Raw genomic sequence first — 20,121 nt, 5'->3', positions numbered from 1 at the left:
CAAAAACTGCGGCAGATGTGAGGCAAATCACCCCAAGGCGCGCGGTTTCGGCCCACCTGTGGCCCAATCGAGCAACTCGACGGTATGCACGATGGGGATGGCGGTGGCCGCACCGATTTGCATCATGCAACCGATGTTGCCCGCTGCGATGATGTCGGGGCGTTTGGCTTCCAGGGTTTGCACTTTGCGGGTACGCAGTTGCGCGGAAATTTCGGGTTGCAGCAGGTTATAGGTGCCTGCCGAACCACAGCAGAGATGGCTGTCGGCAGGCTCGACCACGGTGAAGCCCACACGCTTCAGCAGGTCTTTTGGCGCGGTTTTGATTTGCTGGCCGTGTTGCAGGCTACAGGCGGCATGATAGGCCACGATCAGGCCCTTGGGTGCGCCTTCCGGCAAGGTAAGACGTTGCAACAACTCGGATATATCCAGCGTCAGGGCGGATACTTCAGCGGCATCAGGCGTGCCGATCATATGGCCGTAATCCTTGACGGTGGTGCCGCAGCCAGAGGTGTTGATGACAATCGCATCCAACCCCGCGCCCCGCGTTTCAGCGATAAAGGCGGCGATATTGGCCCGGGCGGACGCATGGCTTTCGGCTTCGCGCCCCATGTGATGCGTCAGCGCACCACAGCAGCCCATACCGCGTGGGATGACCACCTCGCAGCCCAAACGGCGCAGCAGGCGGATGGTGGCGTCGTTGATGTCGGTGTTCAGCGCCTTTTGCGCGCATCCGGTCATCAGCGCCACCCGCATCCGTTGTGGAGCGCTGGGTGCAAAGCTTTGCGGATCATCGTTGCGGCTGACCGGGGGAATGGTTTTCGGGGCCATTGCCAGCATGGCCCGCAGCCGCGCATCTGGGATCAACCGTGCGAAGGGGCGGCCCAATTTGGCGGCAAACAGCGCAAGCCGGAAGCGGGTGGGATTTGGGATCACTTTGGCGAGCAGCCAGCGCAGGGCACGATCTGACAGCGGGCGTTTGTAGGTTTTCTCGATATAGACCCGCGCCTGATCAATCAGATGCATATAGTCCACACCAGACGGACAGGTGGTGGTGCAGGCAAGGCACGACAGGCAGCGATCCAGATGCTTGACGGTGCGCGCATCGGCGGGCCGCCCGGTTTCCAGCATTTCCTTGATCAGATAAATCCGACCGCGCGGGCTGTCCAACTCGTCACCCAGCACTTGATAGGTCGGGCAAGTGGCTGTGCAAAACCCGCAATGCACGCAAGAGCGCAAGATCTTGTTGGCCTCGGCCAATTTGGGGTCTTGCAGTTGAAGGTCGGTGAAATGCGTTTGCATCAGCCCATCATCCCCGGATTGAAAACACCGCGCGGATCAAATTTTTCCCGCAGGCCTGCCGTGAGAGAGGCCACGGCGGGGGCTTCGGGTTGGAAAGTCGGCTGTATCATTCCGGGGATGGTGCGCATCAGGGTGGCATGGCCGAAGCCCGCCACGGCGGCGCGTACGTCGGCTGTGCCCGCTGGATCAAGCAGCCAGACCAGCCCGCCGCCCCAATCACAGATTGCCTCAAGCTCAAGACGGTGGATCAGGGCCGCAGCTTCGGTGGGCTTGACTGACAATTTCCACACAGCGCCGTGCCTTGCCGCAAAAGCTGTTACATCGCGGATTGCCGCCCAATCTGCCTCGGCCTGCTTAAATCCCAGCAAATCCTGCAACTTGCCCGCACGGTAGGCGACGGAACCTGCCATGCCCTCCAGCCGGATCATCGCCCTGCCCTGCGCCCAAGCCGCCCCCGAAATGTCGTAGGGAGAGCCAAGTGCGGCGCGCAGATCGGCCAACCCTTGCGGCACATCGCGCTCTGCCACCAGAGCAACACTGGCCTCTGGCATCGCTTGCACCTTGAAACTGATCTCACTCAGAACCCCCAAAGCGCCCTTTGATCCGGCCATCAGTTTGACCAAATCATAGCCGGTGACGTTCTTCATCACCCGCCCACCGTTCTTGATTACATCTCCCCGGCCATCGACAAAGCGCACCCCCAAAAGCGCATCGCGGCAGGCCCCAACCTGCACCCGGCGCGGGCCAGAGGCATTGCTCGCCACCACTCCGCCGATGGTCGAAACGCCCTGACGGCCCAAAAGTGCGCGCATATCGGGCACCTCGAAGGCCAAGCGTTGCCGTTCAGAGGCCAGTAAAGCCTCAATCTCGGCCAGCGGAGTGCCGGATCGCGCCACCAAGGTCAAAGCGCCGGGTTCATAAAGTTCAATGCCGCTTAACCCACTGGTATCCAAAACCTCGCCCACCGCATGCCCAACGCTGCGCGTGCCGCCGCCTTGGATATGCAAAGCCTGCGCGCCTAGGATGATCTCGCTTAATTCGCTTTCGGAAGCAGGCCGCATGGTCATCCTATATGCTCAAAATTCTTGGGGTGGTCCGTTGGTTTCGCCATTGGTTCAAGAAACCAATGGACTGGTGGGCAGACGGCCCCGGCGACTTCAACCCGCGCGCCGCGCGGCGGTTATATCCAGCGGAAACACCTTCGCCGGGTTCAAAAGCCAAGCCGGATCGAACACGTCCTTGACCCGCAGTTGCGCTTCAAGGTCCACTGGATTGAACTGCACCGACATCAGATCGCGCTTTTCGATGCCGACGCCATGCTCTCCGGTCAGGCAACCGCCAACCTCGACACACAGCTTCAGGATGTCGGCGCCGAAGGCCTCGCACAATGCCAGATCGCCGGGTTTGTTGGCATCATACAGGATCAAGGGGTGCATGTTGCCGTCGCCTGCGTGGAAGACATTGCCGACATCAAGGCCGTAGGCAGCACTCATCTCGCCGATTCGGCGTAGGACATAGGGCAGGGAGGACACGGGAATAGTGCCATCCAAGCACATATAATCATTGATCTTCCCCATCGCACCGAAGGCGGATTTGCGGCCCAGCCAGATGCGTTTGGCTTGGTCTTCGTCGGCGGCTTCGCGAAATTCGACCGGGTTGTGACGCAGGGCGATGGCCTTGATGCGGGCGAGTTGTTCGGCGATCTCGGGCGGCGAGCCTTCGACCTCGATTATCAGCAAAGCTTCGCAATCGGGGTAGCCGGCTTTGGCGAAGGCCTCGGTCGCGCGGATGCAGGGGCGGTCCATGAATTCGATGGCGACGGGCAGGATGCCGGCCTTGATGATGTCTGACACGCAAGTGCCTGCGACTTCGTTTGAGTTAAATCCAACCAACACCGGCCGCGCGCCTTCGGGTTTAGGCAGGATGCGGAGGGTGGCCTCTGTCACAACGCCAAGCTGGCCTTCTGCACCGCAGATCACGCCGAGAAGGTCGATGCCGGGGGCATCCAGCCAAGGCCCGCCGATTTCGATCACGGTGCCATCCATCTGCACCAAGGTCACGCCCAGCAGGTTGTTGGTGGTCACACCGTATTTCAGGCAATGCGCGCCGCCCGAATTCATCGCGATGTTGCCCGCGATGGCGCAGGCAAGTTGGCTGGAGGGATCGGGGGCGTAGAACCAGCCATCAGATTCGATGGCTCCGGTGACGGAGAGGTTGGTGCGGCCCGATTGCACCCGGATGAAACGGTTGTCGTAGTCGGTTTCCAGCACCGCGTTCATCCGCGCTACGCCCAAGATCACACAATCGGCAGTGGGCAACGCGCCTCCGGCCAGTGAGGTGCCAGAGCCGCGCGGCACGACGGGCACTTGTTCTTCATGGCAAATTTTCAGAATAGCGGCGACTTCGGCAGTTGTGCGGGGCAGGACGGCGACCATTGGAGCGCAGCGGTAGGCGGTCAGCGCATCACATTCGTAGGCGCGGGTTTCCGCCGGATCGCTGATCACCGCATCCGCAGGCAGAACGCTGCGCAACCGCGTGACGATGGCAGATTTGCGCGCGACGATGGCGGCATTGGGGATCGGCATATCCATGGCAGACTCCTTGCGTGGTCAGAAAATATAACCAATTTTTAGAAATGGCAAGATACTGTTGGCCCTTCCCAGATTTGCCGTGAAAGCATAGATTTGGCGGATGCAGAGCATGATCAGCATCGGCCCATTCAGCACCATTGACGCGCTTGCCGTGGCGTTGACTTTAATTGCTTGGGCGGGGATCGGCTGGTTGATCGAGCATCCGCCCGTCAGCCGCCCCTCGGTCACTGTGCTGATGAAAGAGTATCGGCGCGAATGGATGCGGCAGTTCTTGACCCGGCAGCCACGGATCTTTGACGCTTCGATGATTGACAGCCTGCGGCAAGGCACGGCGTTTTTTGCCAGCGCTTCGCTGATCGCGATTGGTGGCGGCATCGCGCTGATCGGCAATCCGGCAGCGATTGTCGGGCTGGCTGAAGATCTGACCCTGCCCGCCGATGCCTCCGGGTTGCAACTGCGGGTGCTGCTGGTGATCATGTTTCTGGCCAATGCTGTGCTGAAGTTTATCTGGTCGAACCGGCTGTTTGGCTATTGTGCGATCATAATGGCGGCGGTGCCGAATGATCCCAGCGAGCCGGTCGCGCCGCATCGGGCGCAGCAGGCGGCAGAGTTGAACATCACGGCAGCGAAAAGCTTTAACCGCGGCCTGCACTCGATCTATTTCGCTTTGGGCAGTCTGGGCTGGTTGCTGGGGCCTTATGTGTTGATCGCCACCACATTGCTGACCTCGGCGATGCTGATCCGGCGCGAGTTTGCGTCGGAATCGCGCAAGGTTATGCTGGACGCCGCTTAAAGCGGCCCTCGACCAGCCAAGCGGCCACTGCCAATCCTGCCGCCAAAATCAGCATCAGCCACCCGGGCACCAAGGGGCTGATGCGCAAATCCTCGGTGACAAAAGCGCCGCGTGGGGTGATGCCGATCCAGCCGCGACCCGCTGCGGGGCGGCCTTCACGGACGGTGCGGATACCGGGCAGGCCAGCCTCGATCGGCAGGATGCCGCCTTGCATGGTGGCGACGAGGGGGGCGAGGATTTCTGGGTTGGCGAGGGTTTCGACAAATTCCTTCGGGGCCGAAGGGCCGACCGCGACGACGCGGACGAGGTCACCCTGTTGCAAGCGATAGAGTCCCAAGACCGGGGCTTTCCATTCGGTGCTGTATTTGCCGGGGCCGTCTGCGGGCAGGGTCAGGGTTTGGATTTTGCCATCCGGCCCGGTGATGGTCAGATCTCCGGGTGGCTTCTCGGACACGGTGCGGCGGGTGATGGTCAGCAGGTCGGCTTTGTTGGTGGCAGTGAGGGATTCTTCCTCTAGCTCCGGCTCTTTCAGCATCCAGTGGGCGAGGCGGCGCAAAAGTTCCAACTGCGGCCCGCCGCCTTCATAGCCACGGCCCCAAAGCCAAGCCTGGTCGGAGGCGAGCACCGCGATACGGCCCTTTTCAACGCGGTCCAGCACCAGCAGGGGTTTGTCTTGCGGGCCGGACATCAGCACTTGGCCACGCAGCAGGTTCACGTCGATCAGACGGAACCAGCGACCCCAGCCTTTTGGAAACAGGGCTTCCAGCCCTTCGGTGACGGGATGTCGGCGGCCAAGATCTGTCAGTTTGGGCCTGTAACCTTCTTCGATGACTTGGCTGGTGGGCTCAACAGGCAGGATTTCTGCAAGCGGCGAGCGCCACAGGCTATCAACCGCCCCAAATTCGGGGCCTGCGGCGACCAGAACGGTGCCGCCATTTTTGACATATTGCACAACGTTATCAATATATTCCATCGGCAGAATGCCGCGCATCCGGTAGCGGTCAAAGATGATCAGGTCGAAATCGTTGATCTTCTCAACAAACAATTCGCGGGTGGGGAAGGCGATCAGCGACAGTTCTTCCACTGGCACGCCATCCTGCTTTTCGGGCGGGCGCAGGATGGTGAAATGCACGAGATCGACCGAGGGGTCAGATTTCAGCAGGTTGCGCCAGACGCGTTCGCCTGCGTGCGGCTCGCCCGATACCAGCAGCACGCGCAAACGATCCCGCACACCGTTGACTTGCACCACGGCTACGTTGTTTCGGTCGGTCAGTTCACCATCGACCGGGGCGACCGAGAATTGCAGCACGTTCATCCCCGCATGAGGCAAGCGCACGGGCAGTTCCATATCCTCATTCACCGGGATCTGAAATGTCATCGGGGCGTCTGAATCAACGCCAATGGTCAGGGCCACGCTTGTGCCTGCCGAGGCTGGCACTGCGCCCTTGTCTTCGACCTTCAGCTTCAGGGTGAATTCTTCGCCCAAGATCGCGAAGGCCGGGGCGTCTTTGATGATCAGGTGGCGGTCCCAATCTTGCGGCTTGCCTGTCAGCAGCACTTGCAACGGCGCGGGCAAAGCGGGGGCGAGGTTGAGGTCATGCACTTGGCCATCGGTGATCAGGATGGTGCCAGCAATGCGGGCGCGGGGTTCTTCGGCCATGGCTTGCGACAGCGCTGTCATCGCCAAAGTGCCCGCATCCTCTGCGCCATCGCCGAAGCGGATCAGGCGCAGCTCGGTGCCATCCAGCGCTGCGACTTCGGCGGTGATCTTGGCAACGGCGGCTTCTGATTGCGCTTTGCGGTCGGACAGGCTTTGGCTGGAGCTTTCATCGACCAGCAGTAAAACGATGTCCGACAAGGGCTTGCGGTTTTCTTCCTGCAAGGACGGGTTTGCCAAAGCCACGCCCAAAGCGATGAACGCAAGGCCACGCAGCGGCCAGCCACGCAGACCTTTCCACAAGGCGAAAGCCACCAGCAGGCCCGCGATGATCGCCAAGGCCCAGATCACGGGCAATGCTATCAGGGGGTCGAAAACCACGGTCCGGCTCATTCGCCTAGCCTTTCCAGCAGGGCAGGCACATGCACCTGATCCGATTTATAATTTCCGGTCAGCACATGCATGATGACGTTGATGCCAAAGCGGTAGGAAATCTCGCGCTGATCCTCGCCCGCATAGCCGCGCCCCACCGGGAACATTGGCACGCCGTCAGGGTCGGTGGCCCAAGCCGAGGCCCAATCGGCGCTGCCGATGATCACTGGCGTCACGCCATCATTCAGGTTGCGGAAGGGCATGCCTTCGGTCTGCTCGGCTGTGGGGTCTGACGCTTCGACCCAGACAGCACCGCCTGCGTAGCGACCGGGAAAATCTTGCAGCAAATAGAAGCTGCGGGTCAAAACGTGGTCTTTCGGCATCGGTTCTAAAGGCGGAACATCAAGACCAGAGGCGATCAGTTGCAGGGTTTGACCTTCCGGCGTGGTGTCGCCCGAATAGCCCGCGATATCGCCATCGCGGGTGTCAAACAGGATCATGCCACCCGTGCGCAGAAAGCGGTTCAGCTTGGCATAGGCAGAGGTCGAAGGGATCGGTTGGTTCGGGGTGATCGGCCAATAGAGGAAGGGGTAGAAGGCAAGTTCGTCTTTCTCTAGATCGATGCTCATCGGGGCTTCGGGCTCAACAGCGGTGCGCAGCCAAAGCTGATCGCTGAGGCCGCGCAGACCCGCTTCCGAGATCTGATCCATCGCCGCATCGCCGGTCTGGACATAGGCAAGAACGACGCCACGGGTTGCCTCTATCGCTTTGATGTCATCGGGGGTTTGGGCGCGGGCGTCGTGGGGCAGCATCAGGGCGAGGAGGATCGTGGCGGTGCGGCCAAGGCCACCAATGCGGCCTGACACCCAAAGCGCGGCGAGCACATCCAGAGCCAGCGCGATCATCGCGGCGGTCAGCAGGATGCCCTTCAGCGCTTGGGCTTTCACGGTTTCTATGCCTTCGATGCTGGTGCCTGCGGGCCAAGTGGCGGCGGTGATCTGGGTTTTGGCAGAGATCACGTTCAGCGCCACTTTACGATCTGTGCTGGCATAAAGTCCGGCTGGCAGGTTCGGGCCGGGGCCAGAGGCCATGGCTTTGCCCAAAGTTTCGCCGGGGACGCCTGCGATTTCGCCTGCGTCACGCTCCACCCCGTAGCCATCCATGATCTTTTGCGGCACCCATGTTAGGCCCGCGAGATCCTGTGCGTTAGGCTGCGCGGGTTTGGTGGACACCGCGAGGCGTTCCAGTATCTGCACGAACAGACCCGACAGCGGCAGGCTGGACCATTCGGCATTGGCGGTGACATGCACCAGCACCACTTGCCCCGCGCCGATTTCTTTGCGCGTCACCAAGGGAGTGCCATCGGCCAGCGCAGCAATGGTGCGGCTGGCGAGGTCTGGATCGGGTTGAGCCAAAACCTGCTGACTGACGGTCACATCCTCGGGGATGGCCAAGCCATGAAAGGGCGAATCTTCGGGGAAAGGTGCCAAGGTTTTCGGCTCGCCCCAGCTCATTGCTCCCCCTACTGACCTGCCACCCTCGCGCAGCCGCACGGGCATGAGCGGGTCTTCTTCAACGCGGGAGAGTTCCGAGGCGGCAAGGCGGGGGCCAGCAAAGCGCAGCAGCAGGCCGCCTTTGTTGATCCACTCCAGCAGAGAATCGGCTTCCACCGGGGTCAGCTTGGCGACATCGGCAAGGATGATCACATCGGGGTTGGCCGGGATTACGTCTGACAGGCCGCCTTCCACCAGATCGGCGACGGGGGTGAGGGCTTGGCGCAGGTAGTAGGTGGGTTGCAGCAGCGGTAGGCCCTCGCGGTCAGTCGTGCCGCCGATCACCGAGATTTTGCGGCGTTTCAGGCTGTCATCGCTGAGGCTGACCGACCCTGCGCTGCGTTGGCCCAAGAGTTCAAAACGGTTAACGCGGTTGCGCAGTTCGGGCGGCAGGTCGAGTGTGGCTTTGGCCTCGGGTGCATTCGCGTCGAAATGCAGCGGTGCGCGGGCGAGTTCGCGGTCGATGCCGGAAGGGTCGGGGCCGCGCGCGATCACGTCAAGGTCTGCCGGATCACCCGGCAGGCGGGCGGCGGTGAGGATGATTTTGCCATCCTCAAATGCGGCGGGGCGCAGAGCGAACACCGGGCGGGGGGAGAGGAATGCGGTGAGGCTGCCTTTGGATTGCAGGGTTTTGAGCAGCGCATCGCGGCCCGGATGGTCTAGGCCGTCGGAAAGCCAGTAGCTGTCAAAATTGTCCGCCGTCAGGATTTTCGCCCAATCGGCGTAACCTTGCGGGGCGAAGGGTTGCGGCTCCATCGCGGCCAGACGGCTTGCCCAAGCGTCGGCATTTTGGAATTCCACCGGCTGCGGCAGGTCTGTCAGGCGGATCACCGCGACAGTGCGACCTGCCCGCCCCGCGTCGGTGAGCAAAGTGCTGGCCTTATCCAAGCGACCCGTCCAGTCGCGCGCGTCGGCCCAGCCGCCATCCAGCACGATCAGCAAAGGCCCGGACCCCGACGCGCGGTTTTCGGGGTTCAGAATCGGCCCCGCAAAGCCGATGATCGCAGCGGCAACGGCCAAGGCACGCAGAAGCAGCAGCCACCACGGGGTTTTGTCGGCTTGGCGGTCTTCGTCGGCGAGGCCAAGAAGCAGAGCCACCGCCGGAAAGCGGCGGCGGATCGGCGCCGGAGGAATGGCGCGCAGCAAGAGCCACAGGATCGGTAAAGCGATCAGGCCCCAGAGCAGCCACGGCGTGGTGAAAGCCAGCGCACTCACCGGCCGCCCTCCAGCGCGCTATAGGCCCAAAGCAGCGCCGTTTGCGCCGATTGTCCGGTGTGGTGGCAATGATAATGCCAGCCCATCGCGCGGGCGAGGGTTGCCAAGCGGGCTTTGCGCTCGGCGAGGCGATCAAGGTAGCGGGTGCGCAGATCGCCTGCGGATTGGGTTTCGTGACGGAGGCTGCCTTGCATGGATTCGAACACAGTGCGGCCTTGGTAGGGGAAATCTTCCTCTGCCGGATCAAGCACTTGAAGCAACACGCCGCGCACGCCACGATCTGCTGCAAGGGTCAGCGCGGTTTCCAGCGGGTCGATCTGCCCGAGGAAGTCTGACAGAAACACCGCGCGGCCATGGCTGACCATGCCAGCGACATCGGCGGTGCCGTAGTCGTCGGGGTTATCCGAAGACAAACCTTCGACCAAGGCCATGATCTGCGCTCGGCCCGGTTTTGGGGCAGTGCCAGACAGGCCAACACGCTCGCCCCCGCGCAGCAGCAGGACGGAAAGTGCCAAGGCCAGCAGACGGGCGCGGTCAAGTTTCGGCGCGCGGTCTTTGTCGCCCGAAAACGCCATCGAGCGCGCGGCATCTACCCAAAGCGTCACCGATTGCGCGGCTTGCCATTCGCGTTCGCGGACGAAATGCGCGTCTGATTTTGCCGATCTGCGCCAGTCAATCGAACGTGCGGCATCGCCCTGATGCGCGGGTCGATATTGCCAGAATTCGTCACCTTGGCCGGCGCGGCGGCGGCCATGTTCGCCCAGCATCAGCGTTGCGGCCAAATGTTCGGCCTCTGCCAAAAGCGCTGGCAGGGATTGACCGAGCGTTTCGGCCCGCGCACGCAGATCGGCGGAAATGCTCACGCAGCGGCCTCAAGGCGCAGGCTGCGGGTGATGGTGCGGTCAATCAAGCCCGACAGAGTTTCGCCCCGCGCACGGGCAGCGAAGGACAAAGCCATGCGGTGTTCCAGCACCGGCTTTGCCATCGCGGCCACGTCAGCGATGGAGGGCACCAAGCGGCCATCCAGTAGCGCGCGGGCGCGGACGGTCAGCATTAGGGCTTGGGCAGCACGCGGTCCCGGCCCCCAAGACAAGCTGCCCGCGAGATCGCGGCCCTCGGGTTCGCCCGGACGGCAGGCGCGGACCAGATCAAGGATGGCTTCCACCACCTGATCGCCGACCGGCATCCGGCGCAGAACGGTTTGGGCGGCGAGCAGTTCATCGGCGCTAAACACTTGATGCGCTTGCGATTCTGTCGCGCCTGTGGTGGCAAGCAGGATGTCACGTTCATGCGCGCGGGTGGGGTAGTCGACATCGACTTGCAGCAAGAAGCGGTCCAACTGCGCTTCGGGCAAAGGATATGTGCCTACCTGCTCGATCGGGTTTTGCGTCGCCAAAACATGGAACGGGCGGCCCAAGGCGCGGTGCTGGCCTGCGATGGTGACCTCTTTTTCCTGCATGGCTTGCAGCAGGGCCGATTGGGTGCGGGGCGAGGCGCGGTTAATCTCATCGGCCATCAAAAGCTGGCAAAACACCGGGCCTTCGATGAAACGGAAGGCGCGAGAGCCATCGGCGGCGGTTTCTAGCACCTCGGACCCCAGAATATCGGCAGGCATCAGGTCTGGCGTGAACTGGATGCGGTTGCCTTTCAGGCCCATTACGGTGCTGAGGGTATCGACCAAAAGCGTCTTGCCGAGACCCGGCAGACCGACCAGCAGCGCGTGACCGCCACACAGCATCGCTGCCAAAACCTGATCCACCACTTTGTCTTGCCCGATAAAGCGCTGGTTGATCGAGGCCTTCGCCTGCGCCAGCCGCACGCCTAAGCTTTCGATCTCGGCGACGAGTTGGGTGGGATCGGCCATGACAATTCTCCGGAACAGGTTATATGCTGTCATATGATCTAATCTGGACGCCGGGTACAAATGCCAAAAAGCGAAGATGCACAAATGATCGTGAAACCGCTGGCCGAGGGGCTGGCTGCTGTGCAGCTTGCCGCAAAAAAAGGCCCGCCGCCGGTGCATTTGTGGCATCCGCCATTTTGTGGCGACATAGATATGCGGATCGCGCGGGATGGGAATTGGTTTCACGATGGGTCGCCGATTGGGCGGATGCCGATGGTGAAGCTGTTTTCCTCGATTCTGCGACGGGAGGGGGATCAGTATTTTCTGGTCACTCCGGTTGAGAAGGTGCGGATCCGGGTCGATGACGCGCCGATGCTGGCGGTGGATTTTGAGGCGGAAGGTTCGGGGGAGACGCAGCGTCTGCGGTTCTTCACCAAGACCGAGGATGAGGTGGTGGCTGGGGCGGATAACCCGATCCGGGTGGTGCTGGGGGAGGGTGGCGAGCCTTCGCCCTATGTGCATATCCGGGCGGGGCTGGAGGCTTTGATTGACCGCAAATCCTTCTATCGGTTGATCGAATTGGGGGTGCATCACGACCATTTAGGGGAACGCTGGTTCGGGCTTTGGTCAGATGGTTGTTTCTTTCCGGTGATTCCTTCGCTAGACCTGCGCTGATGCCTTTATTTGCCGCAAACCTGACGATGTTGTTTACCGAGGTTTCCCCCCTCGACCGCCCCGGCTTGGCCGCGCAGGCGGGGTTTGATGGCGCGGAAATCCTGTTTCCCTATGATTACCCGGCGAAGGACTGGGAGACTGCTTTGGCGGGCCTTCCACTAGCGATGATCAACACGCCGCCCGGCGATTGGGCGGCGGGGGATCGTGGCTTTGCGGCTGTGCCAGGCGAGGAGACTCGGTTCCGCGAGGGCTTTTTGCGGGCGGCAGAACTGGCATCTCGGCTGGGGGCGTCTCGGGTGCATGTGATGGCCGGGGTGGCGAAGGGGCCGCAGGCGGAGCAGGTTTATGTGGAGAACTTGTTGTGGGCTGCGGGACAGGCGCCGGATTTGGCGATCACGCTGGAGCCTTTGAACCCGGATGATATGCCGGGGTATTTCCTGAACGACTTCGATCAGGCGGGGCGGATTGTGGATGATCTGGGGCTGACGCAGGTTGGGATTCAGTTTGATCTGTGGCACGCGGCGCGGATTCATGGCGATGCGGCGGCGGTTTGGGCCAAGCATGGCGCGCGGGTCAATCATGTGCAGATCGCGGGTTTTCCGTCGCGGAATGAGCCAGGCGGCGGCGGGTTTGATTTGACGGGACTGTGCACGGCCTTGGATGAGAGCGGATATGCGGGCTGGGTCGCGGCGGAGTATCGGCCTTCGCGCGCTACCGTGCATGGGCTGGCTTGGCTGGGGGCTTTGAAGGCGCGATCGCGGTTGATCGGGGTTTGAGGCTGTGGTCCCAACGCGGGACCTTTTTTTATTGTTTTATTTCAATAAGATGATCTTGACGCGTTAAGGTATTTTTAAGAATTTGTTTGTGATGGTGGGGTGAAACCCCACCCTACGCTGGCTTTCGGGCTGCTGTATCGAAGTCTTCGTCGGTAGTATTTTGGCCAATGTGAAATGGCAAAACGCGCGAAGTTGCCTTCGCGCGTTTTTGTATGTTTGGGGTGTTTTGCGGTCGCGCGCTTAATGCTCTGGCAGCAAAATCTCGCGTTTACCGACGTGGTTTGCCGCCGTGATGACTGAGTGTTCTTCCATCTGTTCCACCAGTTTCGCGGCTTTGTTATAGCCGATGCCGAGTTTGCGTTGGATATAGCTGGTGGAGCATTTGCGGTCTTTGGCGACGATGGCGACGGCTTGGTCGTAGAGGCTGTCGTCTAAGCCGTCAGAGCCGAGGCCCAGCAGGCCGTCGATTTCGGCGGCGTTCTCATCCTCGGGGCCTTCCATCACGCCTGACATATAGACGGGGGGGCCGTAGGATTTCAGGTGGTTGACGATTTCTTCGACTTCTTCATCAGACACAAACGGGCCGTGGATACGACTGACGCGACCGCCGCCTGCCATGTACAGCATGTCGCCCATGCCAAGCAGTTGTTCGGCACCCTGTTCACCGAGGATGGTGCGGCTGTCAATTTTGCTGGTGACTTGGAAAGAGATCCGGGTCGGGAAGTTGGCTTTGATTGTGCCGGTGATCACATCGACCGAAGGCCGCTGGGTGGCCATGATCAGGTGGATGCCGGACGCGCGGGCCATCTGGGCGAGGCGTTGAATGCAGGCTTCGATTTCTTTGCCTGCGACCATCATCAGATCGGCCATCTCATCGACCACCACCACGATATAGGGGATGGTGACGGGCTGGAATTCATCGGTTTCAAACATCGGCTCGCCGGTGTCTTCATCGAAGCCCGTTTGAATTGTGCGCTTGAACATCTCATTTTTGGACAACGCTTCGCGGACGCGGCCATTATAGCCTTCGATGTTGCGCACGCCCATTTTCGACATTTTGCGGTAGCGTTCTTCCATTTCCGACACGACCCATTTCAGGGCCACGACGGCTTTTTTGGGGTCGGTGACGACAGGAGACAGCAGGTGTGGGATGCCGTCGTAAACGCTGAGTTCCAGCATTTTCGGGTCGATCATGATCAGGCGGCATTCCTCGGGGGACAGCTTATACAGCAGCGACAGGATCATGGTGTTGATGGCCACCGATTTGCCCGAGCCGGTGGTGCCTGCGATCAGCAGGTGGGGCATTTTTGCGAGGTTGGCGATGATGGGCTCGCCGCCGATGTCTTTGCCCAAGGCAAGGGGCAGGCGCATGTTGCTGTCGCCAAAGTCGCGGGCGGCGATGATTTCGCGCAAGACCACCTTTTCGCGGGTGGCGTTGGGCAACTCAATGCCGATCACGGTGCGACCAGGGACGGTCGAGACGCGGGCGCTGAGGGCGGACATCGAGCGCGCGATGTCGTCGGCAAGGCCGATCACCCGGCTGGCTTTCAGGCCGGGGGCGGGTTCGAGTTCATACATCGTGACGACCGGGCCGGGGCGGACCGAGACGATTTCGCCTTTGACGCCGTAATCGTCGAGGACCGATTCCAACATGCGGGCGTTTTCTTCGAGGGCTTCATCGGACAGGGCGTGGCGTTGCACGGAGGACGGCGGGGTGAGGAGTGAGATGGGGGGCAGTTCGTAGGCGGGGGCGGGGTCGTCAAAGCGCAAGCGGGGCTGCGCTTCGGATGCCGCACGGGCCGAAGGCGCGATGGGTTTTTTGACGGCGTGCTGAACGACCGGGCGACGCTCGGGCGTGGGGGCAGGGCGGGGGGCGGTGAGGACGGGGATGTAGGGTGCTGCGTCATCCACGGCGTTGTCGTCTTCATCTGCGGCGTAGTCATGGGCATCATCGCTTAGCGTGAAGCCGTGATCGTCAGGCAGATCAAAGGCTTGATCGTCTTCGGATTCGACAAAGGCGTTGTGAAGGGGGGCTTTTGGGGCAGTGACGGGCGGCTCGATGCGCGTGATAGGGCGGGTGTCGGCGATCAGCGGCGCGGGGCTGCGCGGGCGTTGCAAAGGGGGCTCGCGGCGCTGGATGGCGGCGGCGAGCGGGGAGAGTTGGGCTTCAGGCGGGCGGGTGCGCGAGCGGATGGCGTCTGAGATGCGCGACTTGATGCGGTCATCAGAGGGCATATCGGCGTGGTCGGCGGCTTGCGAGAGGGTGGGTTCGATCAGTTCGGGTTCAGGATCGACGGCGCGGCGCATCAGGGCGGGCATCCGGGCCAGCAGCCCGAGTTTTTCGCGCGGCGGGGCGTATTGGGGGGCCTCGGCCAGCGGTTCGGCGTAGCGGGCGTCGGCGCGTAGGGTGGAGGGGCGACCGAAGGCTGCGGGCTCTACGCTTGATTCGGCGCGGCGGATGGTGGATTGCGGGCGGTCTTCGCGCCAGTCGGTTGGCGCGCGCAGGGTTTCGTCTGGACGGGCGGTCGCGGCGGCGTTGCGGCGGCGGCGGGCGTGGATGGCGGCCGCCGCGCGGGTGGTGCCTTGCGCACCTTTGCCAGCAGCCCCAAGCAGGATGGAATAGCTGTAGATCAGGCTGGTGATCAGAAAGCGGAAGCCTGCGCGAATTTCGGGGAAGTTGAAGCCGGTGACGAACAGCATCAGGGCGACCATTGCGACACCGGAGGCCAGCGAGATCAGTTTCAGCCCAATGGCCGATCCGCCGGGGATGATGTTCATCAGCGCGCCGACCACGGTGTCGCCGAACAAGCCGCCCATGCCGAAGCTTTGCACCCACATGGCAGAGGGCAAAAGGGTGGCTGCATAGACCGAGGCCATGGCGATGGCGATTACGGCGAAGACCATGCGGGAGACGGCGCGCTCGGCCCCGCGGTGGAGGACGAAACGCAGGCCCCAGGCGGCGAGGATCAGCGGGATCGCCCAGGTGCCTTTGCCGCCAATGATGATCAGGGTCGAGGCAAGGGCAGCGCCGAAGCGGCCCAGGGTGTTGGCGGCGGGCTCGTCTGTGGCGACCATCCAGCCGGGGTCTTCGGGGGAATAGCTGTTCAACATCAGCATGAATGCGAAGGCGAGCGCGATCAGGGCCAGCCCCAACAGCTCACGCCCCCGGCGTTCCAGCATCGCTGTGGTGCCTTGGTCGAGAAGCGGATCGCGTTGCCGCGCTTGATAAGATGCCATGTTACCCTGTCCTCAACCGTAGAGGCAGTCGCGGAGTTGGATCAACCCGCGCTGCATTTCTTCTTTGGGGGCCACAAGTGCGACCCGAATATAGCCTGTTCCGGGGTTTTCCCCGTTCGCATCGCGCGACAGATAGGCGCCGGGGAGAACCCGGACGCCGGTTTCGCGCCATGCTTTGAGCGCGGCCTGCTCGCCATCTTCGACGGGCAGCCAGAGGAAGAATCCGCCTTCGGGGGTTTTGAAGCCCTGTAGGCCTGCGAAAATTGCATCCGCCGCGTCGAATTTCGCGTGATAAAGCGCGAGCGAGGCCGCGACATGGGCGTCATCGTTCCAAGCGGCTTCCGAAACCTTTTGGATCGGCAGCGGCAGGGGCGCGCCCGCGAAAGAGCGCAGCTTGCGGATTTGCGCGATGCCTTTGGCCCCGCCCGCGACGAAGCCAGAACGCAGGCCGGGCAGGTTGGAACGTTTGGAGAGCGAGTGGAAGGTGAAGACGCGCTCGGGGTCGGCGTTGGTGGCTTGCGCTATTTCGAGGATGCCTGTCGGGGCGGTATTGCGCCAGATCTCAGAGTAGCATTCGTCGGCGAAGATGGTGAAATCGTGTTTTTCGGCCAAGGCCAGCAGGGATTTCCAATAATCTGCACTGGCAACTGCGCCCTGCGGATTGGCGGGCGAGCAGATGTAGGCCACCGTCACACGATCTAGGATTTCGGACGGCAGGCCAGCATAATCGGGTAGGAACCCGGTGGCGGCGGTGGCGGGGACATAGAGCGGTTCGGCCCCGACGGTGACAGCGGCGACAGCGTAAACTTGGTAGAAAGGGTTCGGCATCAGCACGATGGGCTGTTTGCCGTTCTTGGTTTCAGGGCAAAGCGCGATGCAGGCGTTGTAGAGGCCTTCGCGGGTGCCGTTCAGCACCATCAGTTGATCTTGCGCGATCTGCGCGTCGTAGCGGCGTTTGATCCAACCGCAAATCGCGCCCAGCAGTTCGGGCGTGCCGTCATTCGGCGGATATACTGCGAAGTCTTGGATACTGGCCGCCAGAATCGGCGCGACAAAATCGGGAATCGGGTGCCGGGGCTCTCCGATGGTCATCGAAATGGTCTCGCCACCGGGCGCATGCGCGTCCAGAAGCTTCCGCAAACGCGGAAACGCATAATCCGGCAGGTTCGAAAACCGCTTGGGAAACGCCATGACTGCCTCATCTCAGGGTCATATCGCCCCGTTCTGGATCAGGATAACCAGATCATGCGGGCGCGTCCAGAAAAACCCATATGGGATATGGGCTTGGTTACTGCGGTTGTGGCTTTTTCGCCGGAGGTGACACATGGCGGCCCTTGCAGGCCTTTTCGCTTGCGCCAAGCGATACCCGTTGCGCCAGCGAGGGCAGAGCGGCGGGTCAAGCCAGCGCGCGTTCGGCGGCAGCCCCTATGCGCAGCAGGCGTTCTTCTTGGCCGGGACCCGCCATGAAAGAGATGCCGCAAGAGGGCTGTGCGGTGGGCAGGGTCAAAGCGCAGAGGCCCATCAGATTGCCGATGCGGGTGTTGCGCAGGGCCAGCAGATTTTCTGCGACATAGTAGGCGTCGTCAATCATCAGGCGGTGGGCGTTGGGCGGCAGAATGGGCGAGGTGGGCAGCAGGATTGCATCGTATCCAGCGGTTTTCTTGGCCCAAATCTGGCGGATGTCGTGCAGGCGGCGCCATGCGGCGACGTAATCGGTGGCTTTGAACGCAGCGCCTGTGCGGAAGCGTTCGAGGATGCGGGGAAACATCTTTTCGGGGGCCGCTTCGATGGTTTTACCCCAGATGCCATAGGCTTCGGCGGTGAACAGGATGCCTGCAAGGGCCATGGCTTCGGCGGTTTCGGGGATGTCTGCGTGAGAGATTTGCGCACCTGCACGCGAAAGACGGCTGAGGGCGTCTTCAAATCCTTGGGCGGGGCGGGGGCGCAGATCTTCGAGCGCTACAGTGTTGAGGACGAGGAAGCGGGCGTTGCTGAGGCTCGCGCCTGCAAGGTCGGCGGGTTTGCCGGATTCGAGGGCGGCAAGGAGCAGGGTACAGTCTTCGACGCTGCGGGCCAGTGGACCAACGGTGTCGAATTGCTCGCACAAGGGCACGGATCCGGTCAAAGGCAGGCGGCCGTGGCTGGTTTTCAGGCCGACAAGATCGTTCCACGCGGCGGGGATGCGGACGGAACCGCCGGTGTCCGAACCAATCGCGGCGGGGGCGAGGCCGTAGGCGACCGAAGCGGCACCGCCCGAGGTCGAACCGCCCGCGACGGCTTGCTCGTCATTGATGCAGGGCGGGGTGGCGGTGACGGGGTTGAGGCCGAGGCCAGAGAAGGCGAGTTCGGACATATGGGTTTTACCAAGGCAAACAAGGCCTTGGCGGGTGGCAGTTTCCAGAACAGTGGCGTCGTTCAGGGGTATGCGGTTTTTCAGCAGGGCCGATCCGGATTCGGTGGCGATGCCTGCGGTGTCGAACAGGTCTTTCCAACTGATGGGCACGCCATCCAGCAGGCCCCGGCGCAGGCCAGATTTGGCGCGGGCGGCTGCGCCCATCGCTTCGCCGCGCGCACGGGACGGGGTGGGACGGGCGTAGATCCGGGTGGAATGTTCATGGATGGCGATTTTTTCGAGGAAAAACTCGGTCAGTTCAACGGGGTTAATGCGACCTTTGCCGATGTCACGGCCAAGCTCGGCGGCGGTCATGTTGGACCAGGTTTTGCTCATGTTATTCCCCATTTTGGACAAGCGTAGCGGCAAGGCGGCGCATGGACAATCCTGTAGGTTGGGCCATATTTGACGGTATGGAAAAATATGCTGACATTGTGATCGTGGGCGGGGGCTTGAATGGCCCGGCCTTGGCTTTGGCTTTGGCTAAGAGCGGTTTTCGGGTGGTGGTGGTGGATGCGCGGGTGGCAACGGCGCGGGCGGATGTGGGGTTTGACGGGCGGGCTTATGCGTTGGCTGTGGCGTCCAAGCGGTTGCTGGAGGTGATCGGGGTTTGGCCCCGGCTTGAGGGACGGGTGCAGCCGATCTTGCAGATCAAGGCCAGCGACGGGGTGGCGGGGCAGGGGCCCGCGCCGTTCTTTCTGACCTTTGATCATGCCGAGATGGAAGAAGGCCCGATGGGGTTTATGGCCGAGGACCGGCTGCTGTATGCCGCGTTTTTGGCGGCGATGGCGGAGGTGGGGATTGAGTTGATTTCCGGGGAGACAGTTGTTTCTCAGGAGGTTACGGCGCAGGGGGCTGAGGTTATTTTGGCCTCTGGCCGTGTCGTTCGCGGTTCGGTTCTGATCGGCTGTGATGGGCGTGGGTCTGGTGTGGCTGCACGGGCGGGGATCGGACGAACGGGTTGGCGCTATGGCCAGACGGCGCTGGTGACGGCCATTCGCCACGAGAAGGATCATCAGGGGATTGCGCAGCAGTTTTTCATGCCCTCTGGCCCGCTGGCGATTTTGCCACTGGCGGGGGGGCATTTAAGTTCAATTGTGTGGAGTGAGACAGAGGCGCAAGCGGCGGCGATACAGGCGTTGGGGGATGCTGACTATCTGGAGGCATTGCGGCCAAGGTTTGGCGATTTTCTGGGGGAAATTGCGCTGGCGGGAGAGCGCTTTACCTATCCGCTGAGCCTGACTTTGGCGAACAGTTTCGTCGCCCCGCGCGTGGCCTTGGTGGGCGACGCGGCGCATGGGGTGCATCCGATTGCCGGGCAAGGGCTGAACTTGGGGCTGCGCGATGTCGGGGCTTTGGCGCAGGTGCTGATTGAGGCGCAGCGCAGGGGTGAGGATATTGGGGCAGCCGACGTGCTGGAGCGGTATCAGCGTTGGCGGCGGTTTGACTCTACCGCGCTGGCGTTGGGGATGGACGGGGTGAACAGGTTATTCTCGAACGACAATCCGGTGCTGCGGTTGGGGCGTGATCTGGGGATGGGTCTGGTGAACGCGGTGCCGGGGCTGCGGCGCGGGTTTATGCGGCAGGCGGCGGGGTTGTCGGGCGAGGTGCCACGGTTGTTGAGTGGGTTGGAGGTTTAGGCGGAGTGAGCCTTTCAATGATTCCCAGCTGGGAAGAGATATGGGTTTGGCCGAGTTTTTCTGCTATATATAGTGTAT

At 62.0% G+C, this 20,121-nt stretch carries 14 protein-coding genes; 4 read left to right on the top strand and 10 right to left on the bottom strand.

The window, feature by feature from the left end; translation table 11 throughout:
- Positions 1-27 precede the first annotated feature (27 nt).
- The 3 genes from glcF to Q7V03_RS06830 form a co-directional block, all read right to left on the bottom strand.
- Positions 28-1,299: a glycolate oxidase subunit GlcF gene (glcF, locus tag Q7V03_RS06840; RefSeq protein WP_304924857.1), complete on the bottom strand. Its 1,272-nt coding sequence runs from the start codon at positions 1,297-1,299 to the stop codon at positions 28-30.
- Positions 1,299-2,360, bottom strand: a complete 1,062-nt coding sequence (gene glcE / locus Q7V03_RS06835; RefSeq protein ID WP_304924856.1) for a glycolate oxidase subunit GlcE — start codon at positions 2,358-2,360, stop codon at positions 1,299-1,301. Before glcE ends, glcF begins: the two co-directional genes overlap by 1 nt.
- Before the next feature lie 96 nt (positions 2,361-2,456).
- Positions 2,457-3,890 (bottom strand): FAD-linked oxidase C-terminal domain-containing protein, encoded by a 1,434-nt coding sequence (locus Q7V03_RS06830; RefSeq protein ID WP_304924855.1) that lies wholly within the window; start codon positions 3,888-3,890, stop codon positions 2,457-2,459.
- 109 nt (positions 3,891-3,999) lie between these two features.
- Here Q7V03_RS06830 and Q7V03_RS06825 point away from each other — a divergent pair, with 109 nt between their 5' ends.
- Positions 4,000-4,683 (top strand): DUF599 domain-containing protein, encoded by a 684-nt coding sequence (locus Q7V03_RS06825; RefSeq protein WP_304924854.1) that lies wholly within the window; start codon positions 4,000-4,002, stop codon positions 4,681-4,683.
- Here Q7V03_RS06825 and Q7V03_RS06820 read toward each other — a convergent pair.
- The 4 genes from Q7V03_RS06820 to Q7V03_RS06805 are packed head-to-tail and all read right to left on the bottom strand — an operon-like array spanning position 4,664 to position 11,344.
- On the bottom strand, positions 4,664-6,733 hold the full coding sequence (locus Q7V03_RS06820) for a hypothetical protein (RefSeq protein WP_304924853.1): 2,070 nt from the start codon (positions 6,731-6,733) through the stop codon (positions 4,664-4,666). The genes Q7V03_RS06825 and Q7V03_RS06820 overlap by 20 nt on opposite strands.
- Positions 6,730-9,480, bottom strand: coding sequence for a DUF4159 domain-containing protein (locus Q7V03_RS06815; RefSeq protein ID WP_304924852.1), 2,751 nt, complete (start codon positions 9,478-9,480; stop codon positions 6,730-6,732). The genes Q7V03_RS06820 and Q7V03_RS06815 overlap by 4 nt, the downstream gene beginning before the upstream one ends.
- Positions 9,477-10,343 carry a DUF58 domain-containing protein gene (locus Q7V03_RS06810; protein WP_304924851.1) on the bottom strand — a complete coding sequence of 289 codons (867 nt, stop codon included), beginning with the start codon at positions 10,341-10,343 and terminating at the stop codon, positions 9,477-9,479. Before Q7V03_RS06810 ends, Q7V03_RS06815 begins: the two co-directional genes overlap by 4 nt.
- A complete protein-coding gene (locus tag Q7V03_RS06805; RefSeq protein ID WP_304924850.1) occupies positions 10,340-11,344 on the bottom strand; it encodes a MoxR family ATPase in 1,005 nt (334 codons plus the stop codon). The genes Q7V03_RS06810 and Q7V03_RS06805 overlap by 4 nt, the downstream gene beginning before the upstream one ends.
- Positions 11,345-11,428: 84 nt before the next feature.
- Here Q7V03_RS06805 and Q7V03_RS06800 point away from each other — a divergent pair, with 84 nt between their 5' ends.
- Together Q7V03_RS06800 and Q7V03_RS06795 are read left to right on the top strand one after the other, a co-directional pair.
- Positions 11,429-11,998 (top strand): DUF1285 domain-containing protein, encoded by a 570-nt coding sequence (locus tag Q7V03_RS06800; RefSeq protein WP_304924849.1) that lies wholly within the window; start codon positions 11,429-11,431, stop codon positions 11,996-11,998.
- On the top strand, positions 11,998-12,774 hold the full coding sequence (locus Q7V03_RS06795; RefSeq protein ID WP_304924848.1) for a hydroxypyruvate isomerase family protein: 777 nt from the start codon (positions 11,998-12,000) through the stop codon (positions 12,772-12,774). The genes Q7V03_RS06800 and Q7V03_RS06795 overlap by 1 nt, the downstream gene beginning before the upstream one ends.
- 240 nt (positions 12,775-13,014) lie before the next feature.
- On the opposite strand, the gene Q7V03_RS06790 is transcribed toward Q7V03_RS06795, so the two are convergent.
- From Q7V03_RS06790 to Q7V03_RS06780, 3 genes are all read right to left on the bottom strand, one after another.
- The gene (locus tag Q7V03_RS06790) at positions 13,015-16,011 is read right to left on the bottom strand and encodes a DNA translocase FtsK 4TM domain-containing protein (protein WP_304924847.1); all 2,997 of its coding nucleotides are present in this window, start codon (positions 16,009-16,011) and stop codon (positions 13,015-13,017) included.
- Between the two features lie 12 nt (positions 16,012-16,023).
- A complete protein-coding gene (locus Q7V03_RS06785) occupies positions 16,024-17,202 on the bottom strand; it encodes an aminotransferase class I/II-fold pyridoxal phosphate-dependent enzyme (protein WP_304924846.1) in 1,179 nt (392 codons plus the stop codon).
- A gap of 205 nt (positions 17,203-17,407) precedes the next feature.
- Complete coding sequence (locus tag Q7V03_RS06780) at positions 17,408-18,739, bottom strand: amidase (RefSeq protein WP_304924845.1); 1,332 nt, start codon at positions 18,737-18,739, stop codon at positions 17,408-17,410.
- 77 nt (positions 18,740-18,816) lie between these two features.
- Here Q7V03_RS06780 and Q7V03_RS06775 point away from each other — a divergent pair, with 77 nt between their 5' ends.
- Positions 18,817-20,043 carry a UbiH/UbiF/VisC/COQ6 family ubiquinone biosynthesis hydroxylase gene (locus Q7V03_RS06775; protein ID WP_304924980.1) on the top strand — a complete coding sequence of 409 codons (1,227 nt, stop codon included), beginning with the start codon at positions 18,817-18,819 and terminating at the stop codon, positions 20,041-20,043.
- Positions 20,044-20,121: the final 78 nt, after the last annotated feature.

The sequence above is a fragment of the Cypionkella sp. genome (assembly GCF_030652235.1).
In the GTDB taxonomy this organism is placed as follows: domain Bacteria; phylum Pseudomonadota; class Alphaproteobacteria; order Rhodobacterales; family Rhodobacteraceae; genus Cypionkella.
This window is presented reverse-complemented; position numbering and strand designations above follow the sequence as displayed.

Bases quoted from the DNA above. Each gene is read 5' to 3' on its own strand.
- Q7V03_RS06775 (WP_304924980.1), top strand. From the start codon at position 18,817: ATGGAAAAATATGCTGACATTGTGATCGTGGGCGGGGGCTTGAATGGC.
- Q7V03_RS06800 (WP_304924849.1), top strand. From the start codon at position 11,429: ATGATCGTGAAACCGCTGGCCGAGGGGCTGGCTGCTGTGCAGCTTGCC.
- Q7V03_RS06795 (WP_304924848.1), top strand. From the start codon at position 11,998: ATGCCTTTATTTGCCGCAAACCTGACGATGTTGTTTACCGAGGTTTCC.
- glcF (WP_304924857.1), bottom strand. From the start codon at position 1,299: ATGCAAACGCATTTCACCGACCTTCAACTGCAAGACCCCAAATTGGCC.
- glcE (WP_304924856.1), bottom strand. From the start codon at position 2,360: ATGCGGCCTGCTTCCGAAAGCGAATTAAGCGAGATCATCCTAGGCGCG.
- Q7V03_RS06825 (WP_304924854.1), top strand. From the start codon at position 4,000: ATGATCAGCATCGGCCCATTCAGCACCATTGACGCGCTTGCCGTGGCG.
- Q7V03_RS06790 (WP_304924847.1), bottom strand. From the start codon at position 16,011: ATGGCATCTTATCAAGCGCGGCAACGCGATCCGCTTCTCGACCAAGGC.
- Q7V03_RS06820 (WP_304924853.1), bottom strand. From the start codon at position 6,733: ATGAGCCGGACCGTGGTTTTCGACCCCCTGATAGCATTGCCCGTGATC.
- Q7V03_RS06830 (WP_304924855.1), bottom strand. From the start codon at position 3,890: ATGGATATGCCGATCCCCAATGCCGCCATCGTCGCGCGCAAATCTGCC.
- Q7V03_RS06805 (WP_304924850.1), bottom strand. From the start codon at position 11,344: ATGGCCGATCCCACCCAACTCGTCGCCGAGATCGAAAGCTTAGGCGTG.
- Q7V03_RS06780 (WP_304924845.1), bottom strand. From the start codon at position 18,739: ATGAGCAAAACCTGGTCCAACATGACCGCCGCCGAGCTTGGCCGTGAC.
- Q7V03_RS06785 (WP_304924846.1), bottom strand. From the start codon at position 17,202: ATGGCGTTTCCCAAGCGGTTTTCGAACCTGCCGGATTATGCGTTTCCG.